Annotated in this window: 12 protein-coding genes; 8 read left to right on the top strand and 4 right to left on the bottom strand. The window is 35.8% G+C overall.

The annotated features are described in order from the left end of the window. Window positions 1-21: 21 nt before the first annotated feature. Window positions 22-666 (bottom strand): matrixin family metalloprotease, encoded by a 645-nt coding sequence (locus F3I00_RS08955; protein ID WP_020807508.1) that lies wholly within the window; start codon window positions 664-666, stop codon window positions 22-24. A gap of 168 nt (window positions 667-834) precedes the next feature. Between F3I00_RS08955 and helD the strand changes: the two genes are divergently transcribed. After that, a complete protein-coding gene (gene helD / locus F3I00_RS08950; RefSeq protein WP_020807507.1) occupies window positions 835-3129 on the top strand; it encodes an RNA polymerase recycling motor HelD in 2295 nt (764 codons plus the stop codon). Between the two features lie 51 nt (window positions 3130-3180). Here the strand turns inward: helD and F3I00_RS08945 are convergent, their stop codons facing one another. Continuing rightward, on the bottom strand, window positions 3181-4368 hold the full coding sequence (locus tag F3I00_RS08945) for an ATP-binding protein (RefSeq protein ID WP_020807506.1): 1188 nt from the start codon (window positions 4366-4368) through the stop codon (window positions 3181-3183). Window positions 4369-4595: 227 nt separating this feature from the next. On the opposite strand from F3I00_RS08945, the gene F3I00_RS08940 reads away from it, so the two are divergent. Next, window positions 4596-5318, top strand: a complete 723-nt coding sequence (locus F3I00_RS08940; RefSeq protein WP_020807505.1) for a C39 family peptidase — start codon at window positions 4596-4598, stop codon at window positions 5316-5318. A 149-nt stretch (window positions 5319-5467) separates the two neighbouring features. Here the strand turns inward: F3I00_RS08940 and F3I00_RS08935 are convergent, their stop codons facing one another. Further along, window positions 5468-6151 (bottom strand): MurR/RpiR family transcriptional regulator, encoded by a 684-nt coding sequence (locus F3I00_RS08935; protein WP_003651499.1) that lies wholly within the window; start codon window positions 6149-6151, stop codon window positions 5468-5470. A gap of 34 nt (window positions 6152-6185) precedes the next feature. On the opposite strand from F3I00_RS08935, the gene F3I00_RS08930 reads away from it, so the two are divergent. Further along, the gene (locus F3I00_RS08930) at window positions 6186-6842 is read left to right on the top strand and encodes a hypothetical protein (RefSeq protein ID WP_020807504.1); all 657 of its coding nucleotides are present in this window, start codon (window positions 6186-6188) and stop codon (window positions 6840-6842) included. 39 nt (window positions 6843-6881) lie between these two features. Further along, on the top strand, window positions 6882-8204 hold the full coding sequence (locus F3I00_RS08925; protein WP_020807503.1) for a PTS sugar transporter subunit IIC: 1323 nt from the start codon (window positions 6882-6884) through the stop codon (window positions 8202-8204). A 44-nt stretch (window positions 8205-8248) separates the two neighbouring features. Here F3I00_RS08925 and F3I00_RS08920 read toward each other — a convergent pair whose 3' ends face one another. After that, window positions 8249-8821, bottom strand: coding sequence for an SGNH/GDSL hydrolase family protein (locus tag F3I00_RS08920; protein ID WP_003651505.1), 573 nt, complete (start codon window positions 8819-8821; stop codon window positions 8249-8251). Window positions 8822-8910: 89 nt separating this feature from the next. Between F3I00_RS08920 and coaA the strand changes: the two genes are divergently transcribed. From coaA to F3I00_RS08905, 4 genes are all read left to right on the top strand, one after another. Next, window positions 8911-9762, top strand: a complete 852-nt coding sequence (gene coaA / locus F3I00_RS08915) for a type I pantothenate kinase (RefSeq protein ID WP_003650005.1) — start codon at window positions 8911-8913, stop codon at window positions 9760-9762. Between the two features lie 9 nt (window positions 9763-9771). After that, window positions 9772-10344 (top strand): elongation factor P, encoded by a 573-nt coding sequence (efp, locus tag F3I00_RS08910; RefSeq protein WP_020807501.1) that lies wholly within the window; start codon window positions 9772-9774, stop codon window positions 10342-10344. A gap of 528 nt (window positions 10345-10872) precedes the next feature. Then, window positions 10873-11142 (top strand): YSIRK-type signal peptide-containing protein, encoded by a 270-nt coding sequence (locus F3I00_RS10950; RefSeq protein WP_269466901.1) that lies wholly within the window; start codon window positions 10873-10875, stop codon window positions 11140-11142. Beyond that, window positions 11135-19729, top strand: coding sequence for a Rib/alpha-like domain-containing protein (locus F3I00_RS08905; protein WP_236547640.1), 8595 nt, complete (start codon window positions 11135-11137; stop codon window positions 19727-19729). The genes F3I00_RS10950 and F3I00_RS08905 overlap by 8 nt, the downstream gene beginning before the upstream one ends. Window positions 19730-19834: the final 105 nt, after the last annotated feature.

Here is a 19834-nt window from a genome sequence, read left to right as displayed (position 1 = left end):
TTCTTAAAAATAGAATCGCTCTTATTGTTTTTGATATAATTTTTTAACATCTTCAACATCGCTTGGCTGAATGGTATAAAAAGATCCTTGTGGATACATGACGGAAATGCCGTTCTTATGGCCTAACCCGATTGCATGGCCTAATTCGTGTTCAACTGTGTTGACGATTCGACCGTGGTTGTAGCCATAACTTGGATTTAAAAGGTAATATGAATTTAAACGGACAGTTGCTTTAATTAAGTGCCCTGTTAGGGAATTATATTGCGTATCAGTTAAACCAGCCGCGTTAGTCTGTCCATCATTCATTGCTTTAATGATGATTTTGGCATTACTTTTGTCATTCGTAATTTTGAAATTAAAGGCCCCTGTATTGTTCCAAATATTGATTCCATCAATTGCGGCTTGCCTGAGGGTGGGATCAGAGAGGTCAAGATAAACAGATGCAGAGTTAGTTTCAAAAGTATGTCCTTTGGAGCTGTCGGCATTTGTATCATCATTTTGAATTTTTTCAGGTGAAATAAATTGTTGTACTTTGGCTGTTAAATATGGGAGTGGGTTTCTAGTTCCAAAAGTTTTTTCAATTTCTGGCGCAGTCTTTTGATAAGCAAAGTTAAGTCCAATAAATAAAAGAGCTAGAACTAGAATACTTTTAAAGAATCGTTTCACTTTTTCATCTCGCTAGGTAATTTTATTTAATTATAAAACTAATTAGTTAAGAAAAGACTAAATAATAATTGAGACTTTCTCAAAGTTGTAAATTCTTTTAGAAAGCGTATACATATGATAAAATAGTATGCAAAGTTTTTACTAATACTAGAAATAGGTGACTTAATTTTGGTAAAAGAAACTGAACAACAAAAAGAACAAAAACATTTAGATAAAGTTCTAGGCTTAATTAAAAAGAAAGAAAGCGAATTAGATCATTCAATTGAACATGCGCAAAATGAAGCGCAAAATATTAATTCGCACTTTTTTGATGATGTGAAATTAGATTATGATGGCTATTCAACTTCAATGGATACTGCCTTGTCAATTCATCAGCAGCAACAAATGTTAGCAGAACGTCAAAATGCCTGGCAACATTCTGCTAAGCAATTATCAACTTTGCAGCGTCTAGAAAAGAGACCGTACTTTGCCAGAGTTGATTTCCAAGAACCTAATGAAGATCCTGAAACGATTTATATTGGCTTAGGGTCTTTTGCAGATAAAGAAGATCACTTTTTAATCTATGATTGGCGTGCACCGATATCTTCTATTTATTATGATGGTAAGTTAGGTAAAGTTTCTTATAATGCGCCCGATGGTGTGCAAACCGTTGATATGACTAAGAAACGGCAATTCTTAATTGAAGATGGTAAGATTACCAATATGTTTGATACCAATGAATCAATTGGGGATCAAATGCTCTTAAATGTCTTAAACGAAAAATCTTCTACACAGATGAAGTCGATCGTAACAACGATTCAGCGTGAGCAAAATAAGATTATTAGAAATACTAGTGCAGATCTTTTATTTGTTCAAGGGGCAGCAGGATCAGGTAAGACCTCAGCTATTATGCAACGTGTGGCGTACCTACTTTACCGTTATCGCGGGAATTTAACTTCTAGCGATGTTATTATGTTTAGCCCTAATCAATTGTTTAACGATTATGTTAAAAATGTTCTACCTGAAATGGGTGAACAAAATATGGTGCAGATGACTTACTGGCAATTTGTTTCTCGTCGCGTTCCAGGGATGAATGTTGAAAACTTATTTGAACAATTCGAAGATAATGAGCAAAATGACAAGATCGTTAACTTAAAAGATTCCTTGCAATTCTTTAATGCGGTAACTCGCTATGCTAAGCACCTTGAAAAGAATGGTTTAATTTTTAAAAATATTTATTTCAAGAATAAGAAGAAACCATTTTTTGAAAAGGAAAAGATCAAGGAAATTTACTATGGCTTTAATGAAAATTACCATTTAAGAAATAGAATTGAAGCTACAAAAGAAGCTTTAATTAATAGCTTAAATAGAAGAATTGAGCCAGAAACAAGAAAAGCATGGGTTGATAAGACGATTGAATCGTTAGATCAAGAGCAATTGAATAAGTTATATGATCGTCCAGACCAAGAATTTGAATCAAGTGCTAAAGAAGAGCACTTCTTAGCTCGTAAAATTGTAATTAAGCAATTAAAGCAAGTTAGTCGTAAGATTCATCAGAACCGTTTCTTGAATATTCGTGCGCAATACTTGCGCTTCTTGCGTGCTGTTCTTAAGTTGATTGATTTAAGCAAGTGGGAGATTAGCCAAGAAGAATGGGAAGCACATATTGAAAATGTTAAAGATAGGTTCAGAAACGGCAAGATCAAGATGGCTGATATTTCACCATATTTGTACCTGTACGATTTAGTTACAGGGCGTAGAACTGACTATGAAATGCGTTATGCCTTTATTGATGAAATTCAAGATTACACTCCATTCCAGTTAGCTTACCTTAAATACAACTTCCCAAGAGCTAAGTTTACGATGCTCGGAGATTTGAACCAGGCTATTTTTACTAAAGATGAAAGTAAAACTCTTTTAGGTCAGATTTCCAAGTTGTTTGATCCTGAAAAGACTGATGTTGTTCAATTAACCAAGTCTTATCGTTCAACTAAGGAATTAACTAATTTTACTAAGCAAATTCTGCGGCAAGGTGAAAAGATTGAGGCCTTTGATAGACGTGGCCCTAAGCCTGCTTTTTACAAGCGTGATAGTCTTGAAAAAGAATATAATGCTTTAGAAGATATCTTAGTAGAAAATGATGAGCAAAAGTTAACTACTGCCATTATTACTAAGACTTTGGCTGAAGCAAAAGAAGTGGCTAAGGTTTTGAAAGAAAGAAAAATTAAGGCAACTTTAATTGGGTCAGCTAACCAGCGTTTAGTGCCTGGAACTTTAGTTATGCCATCATATTTAGCTAAAGGACTTGAATTTGATGCAGTAATTGCTTGGAATGTTTCAAGGGATAATTATCATCAACTTGATGAAACGCAATTGCTTTACACAATTACTTCACGTGCAATGTATAAACTTGACTTGATTTATACAGGCGAGAAGAGCCCGCTGTTTGATGATTTAGACGAGAAGACTTATGTGAATAAATAAAAAAATGGAGTGCCAAATTTGGCATTCCATTTTTTGTGGGTTTATTTAAATTTATTGCTCTTTTAGTAGCCAGTCGATAACGTTTATTTGTTCAATACCATTGTCGTTGTAGCTACCGGGGTCTTGAGTGAGAAGAATTTTCCGATAGTTATCAGTAATTTCAAGAAAGGGTGCAATTTCCCTGTTATAAGTCTTATCGTCTTGGACTGTGAGACTAACTTGATAATATTGCTTAACACCGTCTTTGATTGCAACGAAATCAATTTCTTTATTTTTAAGACTACCGACATATACTTCATAACCGCGTCTCTTTAATTCCATAAACACGATATTTTCAAGTCTGCTGCCCATGTTTGGACGTTTCTGACCTAAAAGAGCACGTCTGAGGGCGGGGTCAACGGGGTAATACTTGCTATTAATTTGTAGATATTTTTTGCCTGCAATATCATATCGATTGCATTGGTAGAATAAATAGGAATTTACTAATTTTTCGAGGTATGAAATTACTGTGGCGTTGCTAGTCTTGATTCCATTAGAGGTTAGAGCATTGGCAATTTTAGCAGGAGTAACGAGACTGCCGTTGGCTTCAGTTAAGAAACTAGCAATTGCTTCAAGTAAAGTTGCATTACCGCGATTCACTCTCGTTAGGATATCTTTTATTAATACTGTATTGATAATTCCTTGAATGTAAGAAAGATAAGTATTATTGTCGTTTAATTCAGTAGCAAATGGAAATCCACCTCGTTCTAAGTAAGTTGAAAAGGCTTCTTCTTTTGAAAGTTCAGTTGTTTGTAAAAATTCTTTAAAAGAAAAAGGATAGATAGGGATTTCTATGTAGCGTCCCGAAAGAAGAGTAGCTAATTCGCCAGAAAGCATAAAGGCATTAGATCCTGTGACATATAAATCTACATTATTTTTTATATAAAGACTATCGAGTGCTTTTTCAAAATTAGGAATGCTTTGGATTTCATCAATAAAGATGTAATTCATTTTGTTAGGAATGAGATGTTCATTGATGTAGTTATATAGGTCTAGGTAGGTCTTAATTGATACTAAGTCTAAATCTTCAAAATTCAGCGTTTGAATTTGATTAGTATTTACTCCAGACTTGAGCAATCGCTCTTGATATAACTGAAGAATAGTAGATTTACCGCAGCGACGTACTCCAGTTAGGACTTTAATGATTTGTTTATTACGTAGTTTATCTAAAGTATTTAAGTAAGAATCACGTGGTACCATTGTTAACCTCTAATTTTAATAATAGTTGATACAAGATTTTAACTAATTTAATTCTTAATTTAATTTTAGCATATAAATTAGATTAACTTAATTCTTGTTGCATATTTCGAGTATAAATAAAGTTAATTTAATTCTTATGCTAAAAGCACAAAAGAAATGAAATCTATTTAATTCTTACATTGCCAAATTAATTTGCGTTTTGACATTTCTGATATAGAATATTCAGCATGAAAAGAATAAGCAGAGCAAAGAGATATCGACGTCGACGAAAGATTTTATATGGAATTTTAATACTGATTACAGCTGGAGTAGTTGGGATTATCCTTAATTTTGAAAAAATTCAAAATGAATATGACTGGCTTACTTTAAGACCTGAGCAAAAATTGAATGTCCCCTTAGAAAGGCAATTACCGGACCTGCCAAATGGCTGTGAAGTTACGTCACTGTCAATGCTCCTAAATTATTATGATATTAATGTAAGTAAATTAGAATTGTCTTCTAACATTAAGCATGTTTCCTCTTTTATTGGCAATGATTATCGCGGTAATCCTCATGTTGGTTTTGTTGGTTATATGAGTATCGAAAACGCAGGATGGTGCGTTTATAATGAGCCGCTTTATGATGTTGCTAAGAAGTATACTAAGAGAATTCGTAATTATACTGGCAATGATTTTGTTAGGGTGTTGAAGTTAGTTTCTAAAGGACACCCAGTGATGATTATTACGACTTTAAAATATGACCGGGTAAATGATATGCGGACATGGCAGACTAAGCAGGGAAAGGTTAATGTGACACCTTCTTCTCATGCTTGTGTGGTTACTGGATATAATAAAAAGAAGGGGATTGTTTACGTAAATGATCCTTATGGCATTAAAAATAAAAAAGTAAGTTTAAAGAAAATAGAGGCTAGCTATAATCAGCAAGGTAAGCAAGCCTTGTATGTAGAGTAGTGTGTGTAAAAAAAGCATCCCGTTAGGGATGCCTTTTTTGATGCCTGAATAAAAATGTTTTTTAAAATGGAAACATGTTTTCAAAACAAGGAAAAGTATTCAAAATTGTTAAAAACCAAAGTAGTATAAGAATTGTCTTAAGAAGGTACCTAATTAGACAAAAAGTTACTCATTAATAATTCAAAATAGATGAGTGTTAGACCAAAAAACAGCTGAGGGTAATGGCTGTCAAAAGAAGTGGGGTTAAAAGTATCTGAGCTTATTGCAAGCGTTGAGTGTTTTGCAATTGTTGAGTTCTTATCTCCTGTAAAGGAAATAACATCACGATTATTTTTCTGAGCTTGTATGCAAAGTTCAGCTAATCGCTTTGTTTCTCCAGAATTGCTGATGATAATTATTAAAGTATTCTTATGCTTTCTAAGCATTTCCAGATGCGAATTGGATGTACAACGAAAGCCATTCAAATTAAGATATTCACTCATGTAATTAGCAATATTTTGAGAGTATCCACTGCCCAATATCATGATCATTGAGTCTTTATGCTTATCCATCAAGTTGGAAAAAGGCTTTACGTATGACTCTACTTTTAAGTCGTTTTCAGTATTATTAGGAAAATTTGGTGCATCTGCAATTAGAAAGACCAATTCTGAATATCCTGAAAGCTTCATCTTTTTACAGGTCTTAACGATAAAGCTAGGAGATGTAAATGTTCGTTTAGCGAGTTCACGAATATTGATATTTTTAATTTCATTACGGTGTTGATTCATATAAATTAATATTTTTTGCTCATCAGTATTCAGTTGAAACTTTTCGCTAATAGTTTGAATATTCATTGTTTTCTCCTATAGTTTGAAAGAAGGACTCACGATGTCAGAAAAAGATGTTAAGAAAAATGGAGTACCACAAAATAGAGATAAAGAATTTCTAGCTGATCCATGGGCTAGAACTAGGACTAGAAATGGATTAGCAGCTGATGAAGTTATCTCTGCATTGCAAAAATCAATCAGAAAAGGCAAAGAACGAGCAGCATGTGAATTTGCTTATGAAATGTATATTTCTTCTCCGCAAATGGAAGAAAAACTATGGCGTAGACTTCAAGCTATTTCGGTTGAAGATATAGGAATGGGAAATCCACAAGCTCCAATTTTGATTAATAGTCTAAATCAAATGAGACAAAACTTTAGTTACAATGAGCCGGATCGTGCCATGATGTTTGTTCATGCAATTCGTTACTTATGTGAATCAACTAAGGATCGGTCTTCTGATTTACTTAAGAATATCATTATTAAGAACTTTGCTCTAGGTTATGTTCCTGAAATTCCAGATTATGCATTAGACAAGCACACCACTCGTGGCAAAAAGATGGGAAGAGGAAGTATGCATTTTCTAGAAGTCGATTCTAAGGTTACTCCACAATTAAAAGTGGACAATGACTATTGGGACGAATACCACAAAATTAGAGAAAATTGGGATGACAGTAAAGTTATACCTAATGCTTTCAAGTTCAATCCATATCAAATTTAAGTTGTATTTATCTTTAGTAAGGAAAATAGGTGATCTCTAATGGCTGAAACTGCTGCTAAAAAAGATTCACTGATTACTAAATTGGATAAAGTTTTAACGCCTATTGGACAAAAACTTGGAAATGAAAAGCATCTACAAGCTATATCAAATGGTATGCTTTTCGGATTGCCATTTTTGGTAATTGGTTCATTCTTCTTAATTGTTGCTAACCCACCAATTGTACTTGATAGATATAATCCACGAACAGCTAATATTTTTATGCAATGGCTTGCTGGTTGGAAATATTGGGCTGTCGCACATTATGCTCAAATAACTATCCCATACAATATGACTATGGGAATCTTTGGTATGATTTGTGCTTTTGGTATTGCATATGAATTAAGTAAGTCATATCGTAGGCTTCATCCTGCTACTGATGGGATGATCTCATTAGTTACCTTTTTAATGGTTGCAACTACTGTTGATAAGAATAATAAGATTAGTCTCAATAATTTAGGAACAAATGGACTATTTGTTGCAATTATCATTGGATTATTAGCTGTCGAAATTGACCGCGGGATTGAAAAGAGTAAGTTGAAGATAAAGTTGCCAGCATCGATTCCCCCAATGGTTGCCAACTTTATTAATTCCTTAATACCGCTATTAGCAAATATCTTTATTTTCTATGGTGCTAATTTAATTTTAGTCAGCTTAACGCATGCTGATTTTACTACCTTCATTATGAAGTGTTTGACTCCAGCTACATTTTTGGCTAATAGCTTATGGGGTTATATTTTGATCGTAACTTTAGGAAATCTATTATGGTTAATTGGTGTTAACGGAAGTAATGTAATTTTTCCAATTGTCTTTGCAACTGGTATTGCAGCTACTGGTGCTAATGCTGCTTTAGTAGCAAAAGGATTAGCACCTACTCATTTAATGAATTTACAGATGTTTAGAATTGCTGTTTTAGGTGGATCTGGTAATTCACTTGCTTTAGTAATTCTAATGATGAGAAGCAAAGTAGAAAAATATCGTGCATTAGGTAAGCTATCAATTATTCCTGGAATCTGTAGTATTAATGAACCAGTAATTTTTGGTACACCAATTTGTTTTAATCCTATTTTAGGTATTCCATTTTTGATTGCTCCAATTATTAATATTATTCTTACTTATATTGCTGAAAGTTTACACTGGATTGGAATGGGGTATATTGTAGATCCTTCATTTACACCGTTTTTCTTCCAGGCATATATGAGTTCAATGGATTGGAGAAATATTATTTTTGAAGTGATTTTAATCATTATCGGTATTTTTATTTATTTACCATTCTTTAGAGTTGCTGAACAAAATGAATTAAGAAAGCAAGAAGTAACTGAATAAAATATCCGGAGTACAAAAGAGCATCCCAACAATGGGATGCCTTTTTACGATGCAGTAACCAATTCTTTTTCTTCAACTAGATCTGCTAATCTTTCAATCAATAACTTATTTCCTGCTTTATTTAGGTGAATACCATCTTTTTGCAATAGTTTATTGGGATGACCAGTCTGCCGCATTACTTTGGCAAAATTTAAAAATGGAATTTTATTTTCAACATGGCATTCTTGAGCAACTAATTCAAATTGCAAAGTTTTAGGCCAGGCTTGATCTTGAGCAATTTTCCAATTAGTATAGGAAGGTCCCATTAATAATGTTTTATCAGCCCCAATTAAATCGACCAATACTTGTAAGTTATGCGCATATCGTCCAGCGCTCAAACCAAACTGCATGTTGGCGTCGTTAGTGCCTAGGGCCAGAATAACTAGATCATACTTAAAAGGTTTAATTCGTAATTCATAGAAATCAATTGCTTCTTCAGTAGTTGTCCCAGGTACAGAATTATTAATAATTGTAAATTTAGGTAATTTTTCTTGCAGTCCTTGAGTTACAATATTAGTTGCGCGTCCATCAATATAGCCTGCAAGTAGGGAATCACCAAAAAGAATTAATTTTTTCATAGATATCTTCTTTTCTTTCTCTCAATATATATGATAGGCTGAACAATGTAAAAATACTAGGAACAAGGCAGAAGGAAGGCGGCTTTTTTATGCAAGAGCAATTTACACATCTGACATCTGAAAAGTGGCAGACACTAATCCCTCCAAGCGATGAATTTAGTGCGGAGATTTTCATGATGAAGAATCTTCAGTACAATATGAGCCAAAAAAATGCAATCTACCGCACTAAGCAGACCTTTTATAATGAAAAATGGCAAAAAATACCTTTTATCATCGGAGTAACTGGGTCTGTTGCTGTAGGGAAATCTACTTTTGCAAAGAAAATAACTCGCTTGTTCGAACGCCTTGAACCAGATAAAACAATTGCCCAAGTTTCTGCTGATGGTTTTTTAATGTCGAATGCAGAACTTAAAGCTAAAAACTTAATGGATCAAAAGGGCTTCCCATCGTCATTTAACTGGGATGCCTTTTATACTTTTTTAGCAAGCGTTAAAGCTGGTAAAGAAAGAGTACCATATAGACTATACTCGCAGGAAATTTCTGATCTGGTGCCTAATGAATTGGGGTATGTCAGTGTTCCTGATATCTTGGTAGTTGAGGGAATTAACCTGCTAGAGGTGCCTCCAGACGGGCAAGCTCCTCCAAGTGACTTTTTTGATTATGTAATTTATCTGGATGCAAGCGAAGAAGACTTAGAGAAATGGTATCTTGATCGCTACCATTTAATGCTCGAGATTAATCGCAATAATCCAGATAATTTCTTTTATAAGTGGGCTAACGTCCCGCTTGAACAAGCAGATAATTTTGCCAAAAGAGTCTGGCGTGATGTTAACTTGAAGAATTTACATGACTATATCGAACCAACTAAGAAGAGAGCTGATATGATTATTAAAAAGTATGGTAATCATGAGATCAGCGATATGTATATTAGAAAATTTTAGGGAGAAAACATGCAAGCAATCGAATTAAAAAAGGGTATGATTTTTAGCCAAGATGGTAAGTTAATTGAAGTACTAAAGAGTAACCACCACAAGCCTGGTAAGGGTAACACGGTTATGCAAATGGACTTACGTGACGTGATGAGTGGAGCTGTTGTTCACAAAACAATGCGTCCAAGTGAGAAGGTGGAGTTAGTTAACGTTGCTTTAAAGAAGGCACAATACCTTTATGATGATGATGCTAACTTTATCTTTATGGATACTGATACTTATGAACAATATCTAATTCCAAAGGAACACCTTGCAGCAGAAGCTAAGTTCTTAATACCCAATATTGATGTTGATCTTAAGTTTACTGATGAAGGTAAATTAATCGGAATCAACTTACCATCTACTGTAAAGATGACTGTTAAAGAAACCCAACCAGAAATCAAAGGTGCAACTGCTGCTGGCGGTGGTAAACCTGCAACGATGGATACTGGTTTAGTTGTAACTGTGCCAGATTTTATTAAAGAAGGCGAAGAATTAATCATCGGAACTGAAAACGGTGATTATAAAGGCCGTGCTGATAGCATTAGTAGATAAAGAGATTAAGCTGCTCGTTTTGAGCAGCTTTTTATATTGGGCTTGATTTTTATAAGGAAAATTAAAATTAGTTTCATTAGCAAATGGCTAGAAACTAGATAAAAATAAAGTATATGTATATATGATATTTCTATTTTTGACGTAAATTATATATAACATTCGTTTGGCTTTGAATTAATATAGTGAATTGATAAGCAAAACATAATAATCTTTAAAAGTACTGACTAATTAAATTTATAGTGGCTTTTATTTAATAACAGTAGCCGACAAGCTTTAACTTGTGATTTATTTAATTAGTAAAATAGCGAAAGATGCTATTATATTAAGAAAAAAAGCGGTTCATATATCATCTCAGGTGTTATAATAAAGACAACGGATGTTAAATTTGAGTGTGAGAAATACAGATTTTTAAGCAATAACTTTTAAATAATGGCCATTCAATAACATTTGTTTCTTGACTTAATAGCGGAAATGCTATTTATTAATATACGATTTAACGCTGATATTATTGAAGGGAAGGGCAATAATATGCTATCAAGAAAAAATTATCAAGAGCGTCTTCGTAAAATGGAACCGAAGAAGGAAAGATTTTCAATTAGAAAATTCACTGTTGGAGCAGCTTCTGTTTTAATTGGTTTCAGTTTTATGGGAATGTCTAATAGCGAGAAAGCTCAGGCGGCTGATGTTAATGCTAATTCAAAGCCTAAGGTTGAATTAACATCAAAGAATGAGTCTTCTGAAGCAAATAAAGAGCAAGCTAATACTGAAGCTGAAAAGCAAGCTGCTCTCAATGAATAATCAAGTTGATAAATCAACTGAGACAAAGACTGTAACTAATAATGAGGTAAAGTCAGAAGTTGCAGCTGCAAAAGCTGAAACGACGAAAACTGAAACTGCTAAAGTTAGCGATAATAAAGTAGCAACTACTGAATTACAATTGGCAAAAGCAACTACTAATAATAACCAAAAGCAAGTAGCTGCTAATACATTAAAAATGCAAAAAAATGTAACTACCAGTTCAGCAACTGCTAGATCTAATGATCAAACTCAAGATGTTACTGATACTAGTAGCTTTATTAACGCATTAAAAGATGCAAATGTAGGTCATATTGTTTTGAGTAATAATATTGACTTTAGTCAAAGTAACGCATCTGATTTAAATGTTAACAATACTGGTAGTGCTCGTGCAGTTACTATTGAAGGTAATGGTCATCAATTAGACTTTGGTCAAAATGCAGTTACTTTTAATGACAGCAATCAAACTAATACCACTCCAATTGAAAACAATAATTGGAATATTACCTTAGATAAGGTAACAATTGGCTCAACTGGTGCAAAGGGTATCTTTGATTTTAGTAGCCTTTCAGCCGTTAATGCTGCTAAAAATGCTGTAACATTTAAGAATGTTACTTCAACTACTGATACTAATCGTGTTCTTTCAAGTGCGGTAAATGCCAACTTTAGTGGGGTTAACAATTTTAATAGTAAACTAGTAGGAAAGAATGATAGTTCTACTTCATTAAGTGGCTCTCTTTCTTTTTCTGGCGCTTTATTCAAAGTTACTAGTTTAAGTGTATTAGATGGAACAACTACTATTAATGTTAATAACCAAAAGGGTGATACAACTGCTTTTGAAATTACTAATGGTAATGCAGTTGTTAAGAGTGGCGCTACATTAAATATTAGTAGTGAATCTGCTAACTTTGGCGGTATTTACTTTGATAAAGGTGCTGGAAGTCAAGGCATTGATGCCGCTACAGTTGGTGTAACTCGCTTAGAAAGCGGAGCAGTTGTCAACATGGATCTTGGTGCTGGCCGTTCAATGGCAATTATGAATGGTAGTCACCTTGATTTACAAGACGGTTCACAATTAAACATCAACACCAAGATTAATACGAAAGGCACACGTGCTTATGCACCAATTAATTTGGACTCATCTTATAGTATTGCTGATAGTACCTTACGGGTTGGCAAAGATGCTGTTCTTAAGGTGATTCGTGATGGTGTTGCCGATTCTGACTCGCCGTTAGTTGCCATGGGCCCTACTAATGGTTTAGGTGATAAATATCACTTTGAAGTTAATGGTGGTAGTTTGATCTTACATGATTCAGCTTATTCTTCACTTTTACCAGACCAATATACTTTGGCTAAGGTTGGTAAGTACGGTGAAGCTTGGCCAGGCTTACTTACTATGTGGGGCACAAGCAGCTATAACTATGTGAACTTCACAGACGCTAAATATATTGATTTAGAGAGAAATTCTGAGGAGCATACAGCTGGTTATTTAGTTCACCTTGAAGCAGCTGCCAACCCAAGTAATACTAATCAAATAACAATTACTAACTCAACTGCAAATGGCTTTACACCATTAACAATAATTCCTGCAGGTGAAACTAATCCTGTAACTTGGCAAATTAAATCTTTAAGCAACCTATCTCAAGGTGGTACTAATTCATACGCCTTCCGTGCTAAGGGTAAAGGATTTGATGCAAGTAATACACTTCTTCCTCCATATACATATGGTTCTGAATACATGAACGGTTCTGGCAATGCTGCAAATACTGCCGGTGGTACTAACGCTGTTACCTTAACTGATGGCGGAGAATTTGCAAATGGTGCTGTTCAGCACGATTCTGATGCATTGCAACAGTTTATCAATCACTTTAGCTGGTGGAACACTAACGGTGTTAAATTTGGTAGTGACTTAATCGATAATAATCAATATCAACCTGCTTATGATCCAATGAATGTTAAGCAAGGTGAATCTAAGAGTGAAGATCCAAAATATGTCACTAGCCAAGAAGGCAACATTACTATTAATCCAAACGGTAAGGCTCCAGAAGGCACAAAGTATGCCAAGGGTGATGCTAGTCAAGGATTTGTAACTGTTGATCCTGATAGCGGTAAATTAACGATTGCACCAACAACAGAAAATAGTAAAACCGGTCTAGTTTTAGTTCCGGTTGAAGTAACTTATCCAGACACTACTAAGGATGTCGTGAATGTTCCAGTTTACATTGGTGACGGTACACATACTGGTACAATTACTAAAGATGAAAATGGTAAAGTAACAGGTGCTTACGAAGTTGTTACTGATATTTCATCAATTAAGGCTCATGAAACTTCCGATCATTCACAAGTTCTTAATGCTGGGAATGCTGTTTCAAAGATTAACCACTACACAATTAATACTGATGCAGAAAGTAAGGAAACTGTTAGTGAACCAACTGCTGTGGAGAAGAGTAATGCAACTATTGAATGGCAAGGAACTGCTCCTTCAACTGTTGTAACTACTCCTTCAGCAAGTGAAAACTTGACTGGTACTGTTCAAGTTACAGTCAATGGTACAGAAGTTAATAGCAACAAATTAACAATTCCAGCAGCTGGTGCTACTGCTAAAGATGTTTCTACTCCAGTTGAAGTAGTTGTTGGTCAAGAATTAACTGATGAACAAGCAAGAAAATTAATTGACACCAGTTCTTTAACTCGTGCCGATATTCATTACACAGCTACTTGGGCAACTGCTCCTAGTCTTGGTGACACTAATGCAACTATTAAGTTGACCTTTGATGATGAGTACACTCCAGGTAAAAAGACTTACTTAAATATCGTAACTAAAGATAATTCTGTTAAGGTTGTTCCAACAGCAAATGATGCTGATAAATATGAACCAAGCTATAATCCAATTGGTGGTAGACCTGGTCAAACGGTAACTACTGATGTTCATTACACTCCAACCCTTCCAGATTCAGTAAAACCAACTTATAAACTTGGTGAAAATGCTCCAGCAGGTGCAGAAGTTGATCCAAACACTGGTAAAGTTTCTTACACTATTCCAAGTGGTTCAGATACTGGTGTTGTAACTATTCCAGTTACTATAACTTATCCAGATAATACTAATGAAAGACCATCTGTTGATCACACAACTGCAACAGTTGTTGTTGTAAAGCCACAAAATGTAACTAAACCAAGTGATCCAACTAATAATACTTATAAGCCAAGTGATGGTATTCATAATCCAAATAATTTACCAGAAGGTACTACTATCACCTGGAGAGATAATGGTACTGATCCAAAGCCATTCCCAGATAAACCTGAAACTCAAGTAATTAAAGTTACAGTTTCTGGAAAGAATAATCAACCTGATACTACGGTATACGTTCCAGTAACTGTTGGTACGCCAGGCGATACTGAAATTATTTATGGTACCAACACAACTACAAGCTATACAATTGGTACTTATACTGCTCACAAGACCACTGATGGCAGTGTTGAAAATATTCCAGTTCCAGCAATTACTGAAATTACATTTAAGAATGAAGATAGTGAATGGAATGCTACTGATTGGGTAACCTACAAGCTAGAAGGTAATACTTACAAGATCACGGAGAAGCACGGTAACCCTACATTGAACAATGGTGCTTCAGCTCCAGAATCATTCTCTGCTAATGATGTAACTACTAAGTGGATGGAAAACAGGGAGCCTAATACTAATGTAACTAATTATGGCGATAAAACTGGTTCATCATTAGCATCACAACAAACTAATCCACGTACTGATCAACGTACTAGTGAAGGCGACGATCTTCCAGGTAATTCTAAGACTCGTGCAACTATCCATTTAACAGGTACGGCCAAGGAAATCTTTGGTTCTGGTCTTAACTGGATTAACGTCTTTGGTAATATTTATGGTGCAACAACTGGTACTACTGAAACTTACAAACAAGGTCAAGATATTAGTGGTATTTCACAAGATGCATTCCGTAAGTTAATTAACGTTGCTGACCTTGGACAAGCAGGTTGGAATGGTCAAAATATCAATCCAAATGCACCTCAAGTATTAGCTTACGTTGAAGGTACTGATAACAGTCGTCAATTTGCAATGACTTGGGCTCCAAACGGGATGCCATCTACTAAAGATATTCAGAATAATGTTGCAGGAACAGTTCGGATTAGCTTTAACGATGGTACTTACTTAGACGTCAAGGCTAATATTAATGTAGTTGCTGATTCAAATACTGATAAGCCAGATGATCAGAAGACTAGCTTTAGTCAAAGAATTTCTTACCAATTTAAGGGTCAAGAAGTAGCAAGTCATACTATTGCTGATATTGCTAAAGGATCAAGCTTAACTGCTGATCAATTAAAGAGCGCAATTGATGGCAACTTACCAAATAACTACAGCATTGCTGATGGTTATACTTACCCAGCTGCCGAAAATAACATTAATTCTCAACCAGCTGAAATTGTAGTTCCATTAAAGCAAAGCCAAAAGCAACATGATGATTCTGATTACAACGCTCAAGTAATTGTTAAGTATGTTGATAGTACTAATGGTGCACCATTAAAGACTAAGAATGGTAAAGATGAGTTGACCTTTGACTTCAACAAGAAGGAAGGCTTAAAGGCTTCAACTTTGAAGGCTAATATTGACAATAATATTCCAGCTGGTTGGAAGATTGCCGAAGGCTTTACTTATCCAGGTGATCAAACTGACAATAATACAATTACGGTTAAATTAGTTAAGAACACAGTAACTCCAGGCGAACCAGGTGTTACTCCAGATAATCCTGAATACAAAGACTTGTTCACTACTTCAACTCGTACAATTAATGTCTATAAGACTGACAATTCAGCCATTGATCATACTGAAAAGCAAACTATCACATTTGGTAGGACTGGTGTGCTTGATCAATACACTGGCAAGATCATGGAAGGATCAGAAGGTACTTGGTACGTTTACAACACAACTACTAATAAATTAACTTCTGATAAAACTGGTACTTGGGCAGAATACACTGACATTGCTACTGCTCCACAAGGCTATGACTATATGATTGATGGTGTAAAGACGACAGAAGCTAAAGTTGCTACTGAGAGCTCTGTTGATCCAAATACCAACAAGACGATTGACGTTAAGTATGTTGCTCAAGACTCTACTCCAGTTCCATATGATCCTTCTAACAAAGATATGAATATGGACGTAACTCGTACAATTAAGTACGATGTTTCTGGAACCGGTCATGCAGCAATTACTGATCAAACCCAAACAGTTCATTATGTACGTAAAGATGCTAATGGTAACGCCGGCTATTACAATCCTGTAACTGGTAAAACTACTTGGGTAGCATGGACTCCAGAAGCTGGTTCTGCTGAATTCTCTGCTAAGAATGTTGAACAAATTTCAGGATTTGATTCATATGTTAACGGCGAAAAAGGTACCCAAGCTCCTGCAGCAGCTATTACTACCAAAGAAATTGATGGTTATGCGACACCACAAAATGGTAAGACTGTAACTGTAACATACAAGGCAGTATCGCCAACTGAAGAGAGCTTCACACAAGCTATCAAATATGTTGATGAAGCTGGTCAAGAGCTAGCAACTACTGCAGATGCATTTACTGATACATTTACTTCTGATAACCCAGCTACAGTATCTGCTGAAGAAATTAAGAATCAAATTGATAACGATTTGAAGAATAATAGTGCTCTTAAGGGCTGGGTTGTTGCAGGAAATTACCCTGTAGCTGAAACTATTGCTGAGAAGAATCCAGCAGCTTTAACTGTAACTCTTAAGCATGGTTCTAAATCAGTAACTCCAACAAACCCAGGTGTAAATCCAACTGATCCTAAGTACAAGTACAAGGACATGTTTACTAGCGTTAGCCGTAAGATTTACCAAACTAAGCCAGGCAAAGCAGAGCAATTAATTGCAACCCAAACGGTTAACTTTGGTAGAAATGGTGTTGAAGACTTGGTAACTGGAGAAGTTACTGGAACTGGTGCTTGGGAAGTTGGTAAGATCGAAAACAACAAGTTCGTTTTAGGCGGCGAAGCAGAATATCCAACTGCAGCAGTAGAACAAATTTCTGGTTACGATTCATATGTAAATGGAACTAAAGCAACTGAAATTCAATCAGCTTCCGCAATTGAAAACGGCAAGCCAGTAGATGGTGAAGCAGTTCACATTACTTACCAACAAAGTGAAACTCCAGTTGCAGATGTAACTGTAAGTTATCAATTCTATGACACTGTTGACAAGAAGAATGTTGGTAACCCAATTGTTGTAAGTGGTAAGCCAGGCGTTAATGTAAAGACTAACTTAACCATTCCAGCAGGTTACAAGCTAGCTGCAGGTCAAACATTACCAGAAAATGTAGTTATTCCTGCTAAGAATGAAGCAGTTGTTATTAACTTAGTTCACGAAACAAAGGACATTACTCCAACAACTCCAGGTGTAAATCCAACTGATCCTAAGTACAAGTACAAGGACATGTTTACTAGCGTTAGCCGTAAGATTTACCAAACTAAGCCAGGCAAAGCAGAGCAATTAATTGCAACTCAAACTGTTAACTTTGGTAGAAACGGTGTTGAAGACTTAGTAACTGGAAAAGTTACTGGAACTGGTGCTTGGGAAGTTGGTAAGATCGAAAACAACAAGTTTGTTTTAGGCGGCGAAGCAGAATATCCAACTGCAGCAGTAGAACAAATTTCTAGTTACGATTCATACGTAAATGGCACTAAAGCAACTGAAATTCAATCAGCTTCCGCAATTGAAAACGGCAAGCCAGTAGATGGTGAAGCAGTTCATATTACTTACCAAAAGAGTAATACAGTAACTCCAACACCATATGATCCAAATAATAAGGACATGAACAAAGACGTTGTTCGTACGATTACTGTTAATAAGGTTGATGGAACAACTGAAACGATTGTTCAAACTGTTCACTTTGTTCGTGGCGGTGAAGGTGAAAATGTAGAAGCTGATACTCCATGGACTGTTGGCGTAAAAGATGGCAATACTTGGAAGTCAACTGGAGCAACTGAAGGCACTTGGCCAGAATACAATGTGCCACAAGTAACTGACTATACTTCAACCGTTGATGGCAAAGATGCAAAAGTTGTTTTAGCTGATAAGAATGTAAATGCTAACACACCAAATACCAATGTGGTAGTTGCTTACACTAAGACTACAACTCCAACTGATGCTGACAAGTACACCCCAGAAGGTCAAGATGTTCACACTACCCCAGGTGTAGTACCACCAGCAGAAAATGGCATTAAGAACAAGGACGATATGCCAAGCGGCACTAAGTACACATGGGAGAAGACTCCAGATGTAACTAAGCCAGGCAAGACTACAGGCACTGTGATTGTAACTTACCCAGATGGTTCAAAGGATAAAGTTGATGTTCCAGTAATTATTGACAATCCAACTACTCCAAGTGATGCAGATAAGTACACCCCAGAAGGTCAAGATGTTCACACTACCCCAGGTGTAGTACCACCAGCAGAAAAGGGCATTAAGAACAAGGACGATATGCCAAGCGGCACTAAGTACACATGGGAGAAGACTCCAGATGTAACTAAGCCAGGCAAGACTACAGGCACTGTGATTGTAACTTACCCAGATGGTTCAAAGGATAAAGTTGATGTTCCAGTAATTATTGACAATCCAACTACTCCAAGTGATGCAGATAAGTACACCCCAGAAGGTCAAGATGTTCACACTACCCCAGGTGTAGTACCACCAGCAGAAAAGGGCATTAAGAACAAGGACGATATGCCAAGCGGCACTAAGTACACATGGGAGAAGACTCCAGATGTAACTAAGCCAGGCAAGACTACAGGCACTGTGATTGTAACTTACCCAGATGGTTCAAAGGATAAAGTTGATGTTCCAGTAATTATTGACAATCCAACTACTCCAAGTGATGCAGATAAGTACACCCCAGAAGGTCAAGATGTTCACACTACCCCAGGTGTAGTACCACCAGCAGAAAAGGGCATTAAGAACAAGGACGATATGCCAAGCGGCACTAAGTACACATGGGAGAAGACTCCAGATGTAACTAAGCCAGGCAAGACTACAGGCACTGTGATTGTAACTTACCCAGATGGTTCAAAAGATAAGGTTAACGTAACAGTAATTATCGGTACGAACCATGTAACTCCAGAGCCACAACCAATTCACACTACTCCAGGTGTTGTTCCAAACCCATCAGAAGGTATTAAGAACAAGAACGATATGCCAGAAGGTATTAAGTACACGTGGAAAGAAGTGCCAGATGTTTCTACAATTGGTGAACATACAGGCGTTGTTACGGTAACTTATCCAGATGGCTCTAGCGTAGATGTAACAGTTAAGGTCTATGTAGACGCTACTGGAACAAGTGACAACAATGGTGGTAAGACTACAGAAACTAATTCTGAAGCCAATACTGCAAAGACAGCTACTGTAAATGAAAATCACCATGCTGAAAAGAATACATTGCCACAGACTGGTGCTAAGTCAGAAAATACAGCTGGTATCTTAGGCTTAGCAATTGCCGCAGTAGGTAGTTTATTCGGATTAGGCGTAGATAGAAAAAAGCGTCAAAAATAATAAAAGTTAGTTTGAAATCCCTAAAAGAGGCTAGACATTGAGGTCTAGCCTCTTTTTTTCTGACATAAAAATAAGCATTTTTCTGCAAATGCTTGTTGACACAAA

It is taken from the genome of Lactobacillus sp. JM1, from assembly GCF_009834385.1.
Lineage (GTDB): Bacteria > Bacillota > Bacilli > Lactobacillales > Lactobacillaceae > Lactobacillus > Lactobacillus paragasseri.
The sequence above is the reverse complement of the archived record's forward strand: the minus strand, read 5'-3'. Positions and strand labels throughout refer to the sequence as shown.

Excerpts from the sequence above, each read along its gene's own strand:
- F3I00_RS08920 (WP_003651505.1), bottom strand. The coding sequence starts at position 8,821 with ATGAAAAAATTAATTCTTTTTGGTGATTCCCTACTTGCAGGCTATATT.
- efp (WP_020807501.1), top strand. The coding sequence starts at position 9,772 with ATGCAAGCAATCGAATTAAAAAAGGGTATGATTTTTAGCCAAGATGGT.
- F3I00_RS08905 (WP_236547640.1), top strand. The coding sequence starts at position 11,135 with ATGAATAATCAAGTTGATAAATCAACTGAGACAAAGACTGTAACTAAT.
- F3I00_RS10950 (WP_269466901.1), top strand. The coding sequence starts at position 10,873 with ATGCTATCAAGAAAAAATTATCAAGAGCGTCTTCGTAAAATGGAACCG.
- F3I00_RS08935 (WP_003651499.1), bottom strand. The coding sequence starts at position 6,151 with ATGAATATTCAAACTATTAGCGAAAAGTTTCAACTGAATACTGATGAG.
- coaA (WP_003650005.1), top strand. The coding sequence starts at position 8,911 with ATGCAAGAGCAATTTACACATCTGACATCTGAAAAGTGGCAGACACTA.
- F3I00_RS08940 (WP_020807505.1), top strand. The coding sequence starts at position 4,596 with ATGAAAAGAATAAGCAGAGCAAAGAGATATCGACGTCGACGAAAGATT.
- F3I00_RS08930 (WP_020807504.1), top strand. The coding sequence starts at position 6,186 with ATGTCAGAAAAAGATGTTAAGAAAAATGGAGTACCACAAAATAGAGAT.
- F3I00_RS08945 (WP_020807506.1), bottom strand. The coding sequence starts at position 4,368 with ATGGTACCACGTGATTCTTACTTAAATACTTTAGATAAACTACGTAAT.
- F3I00_RS08925 (WP_020807503.1), top strand. The coding sequence starts at position 6,882 with ATGGCTGAAACTGCTGCTAAAAAAGATTCACTGATTACTAAATTGGAT.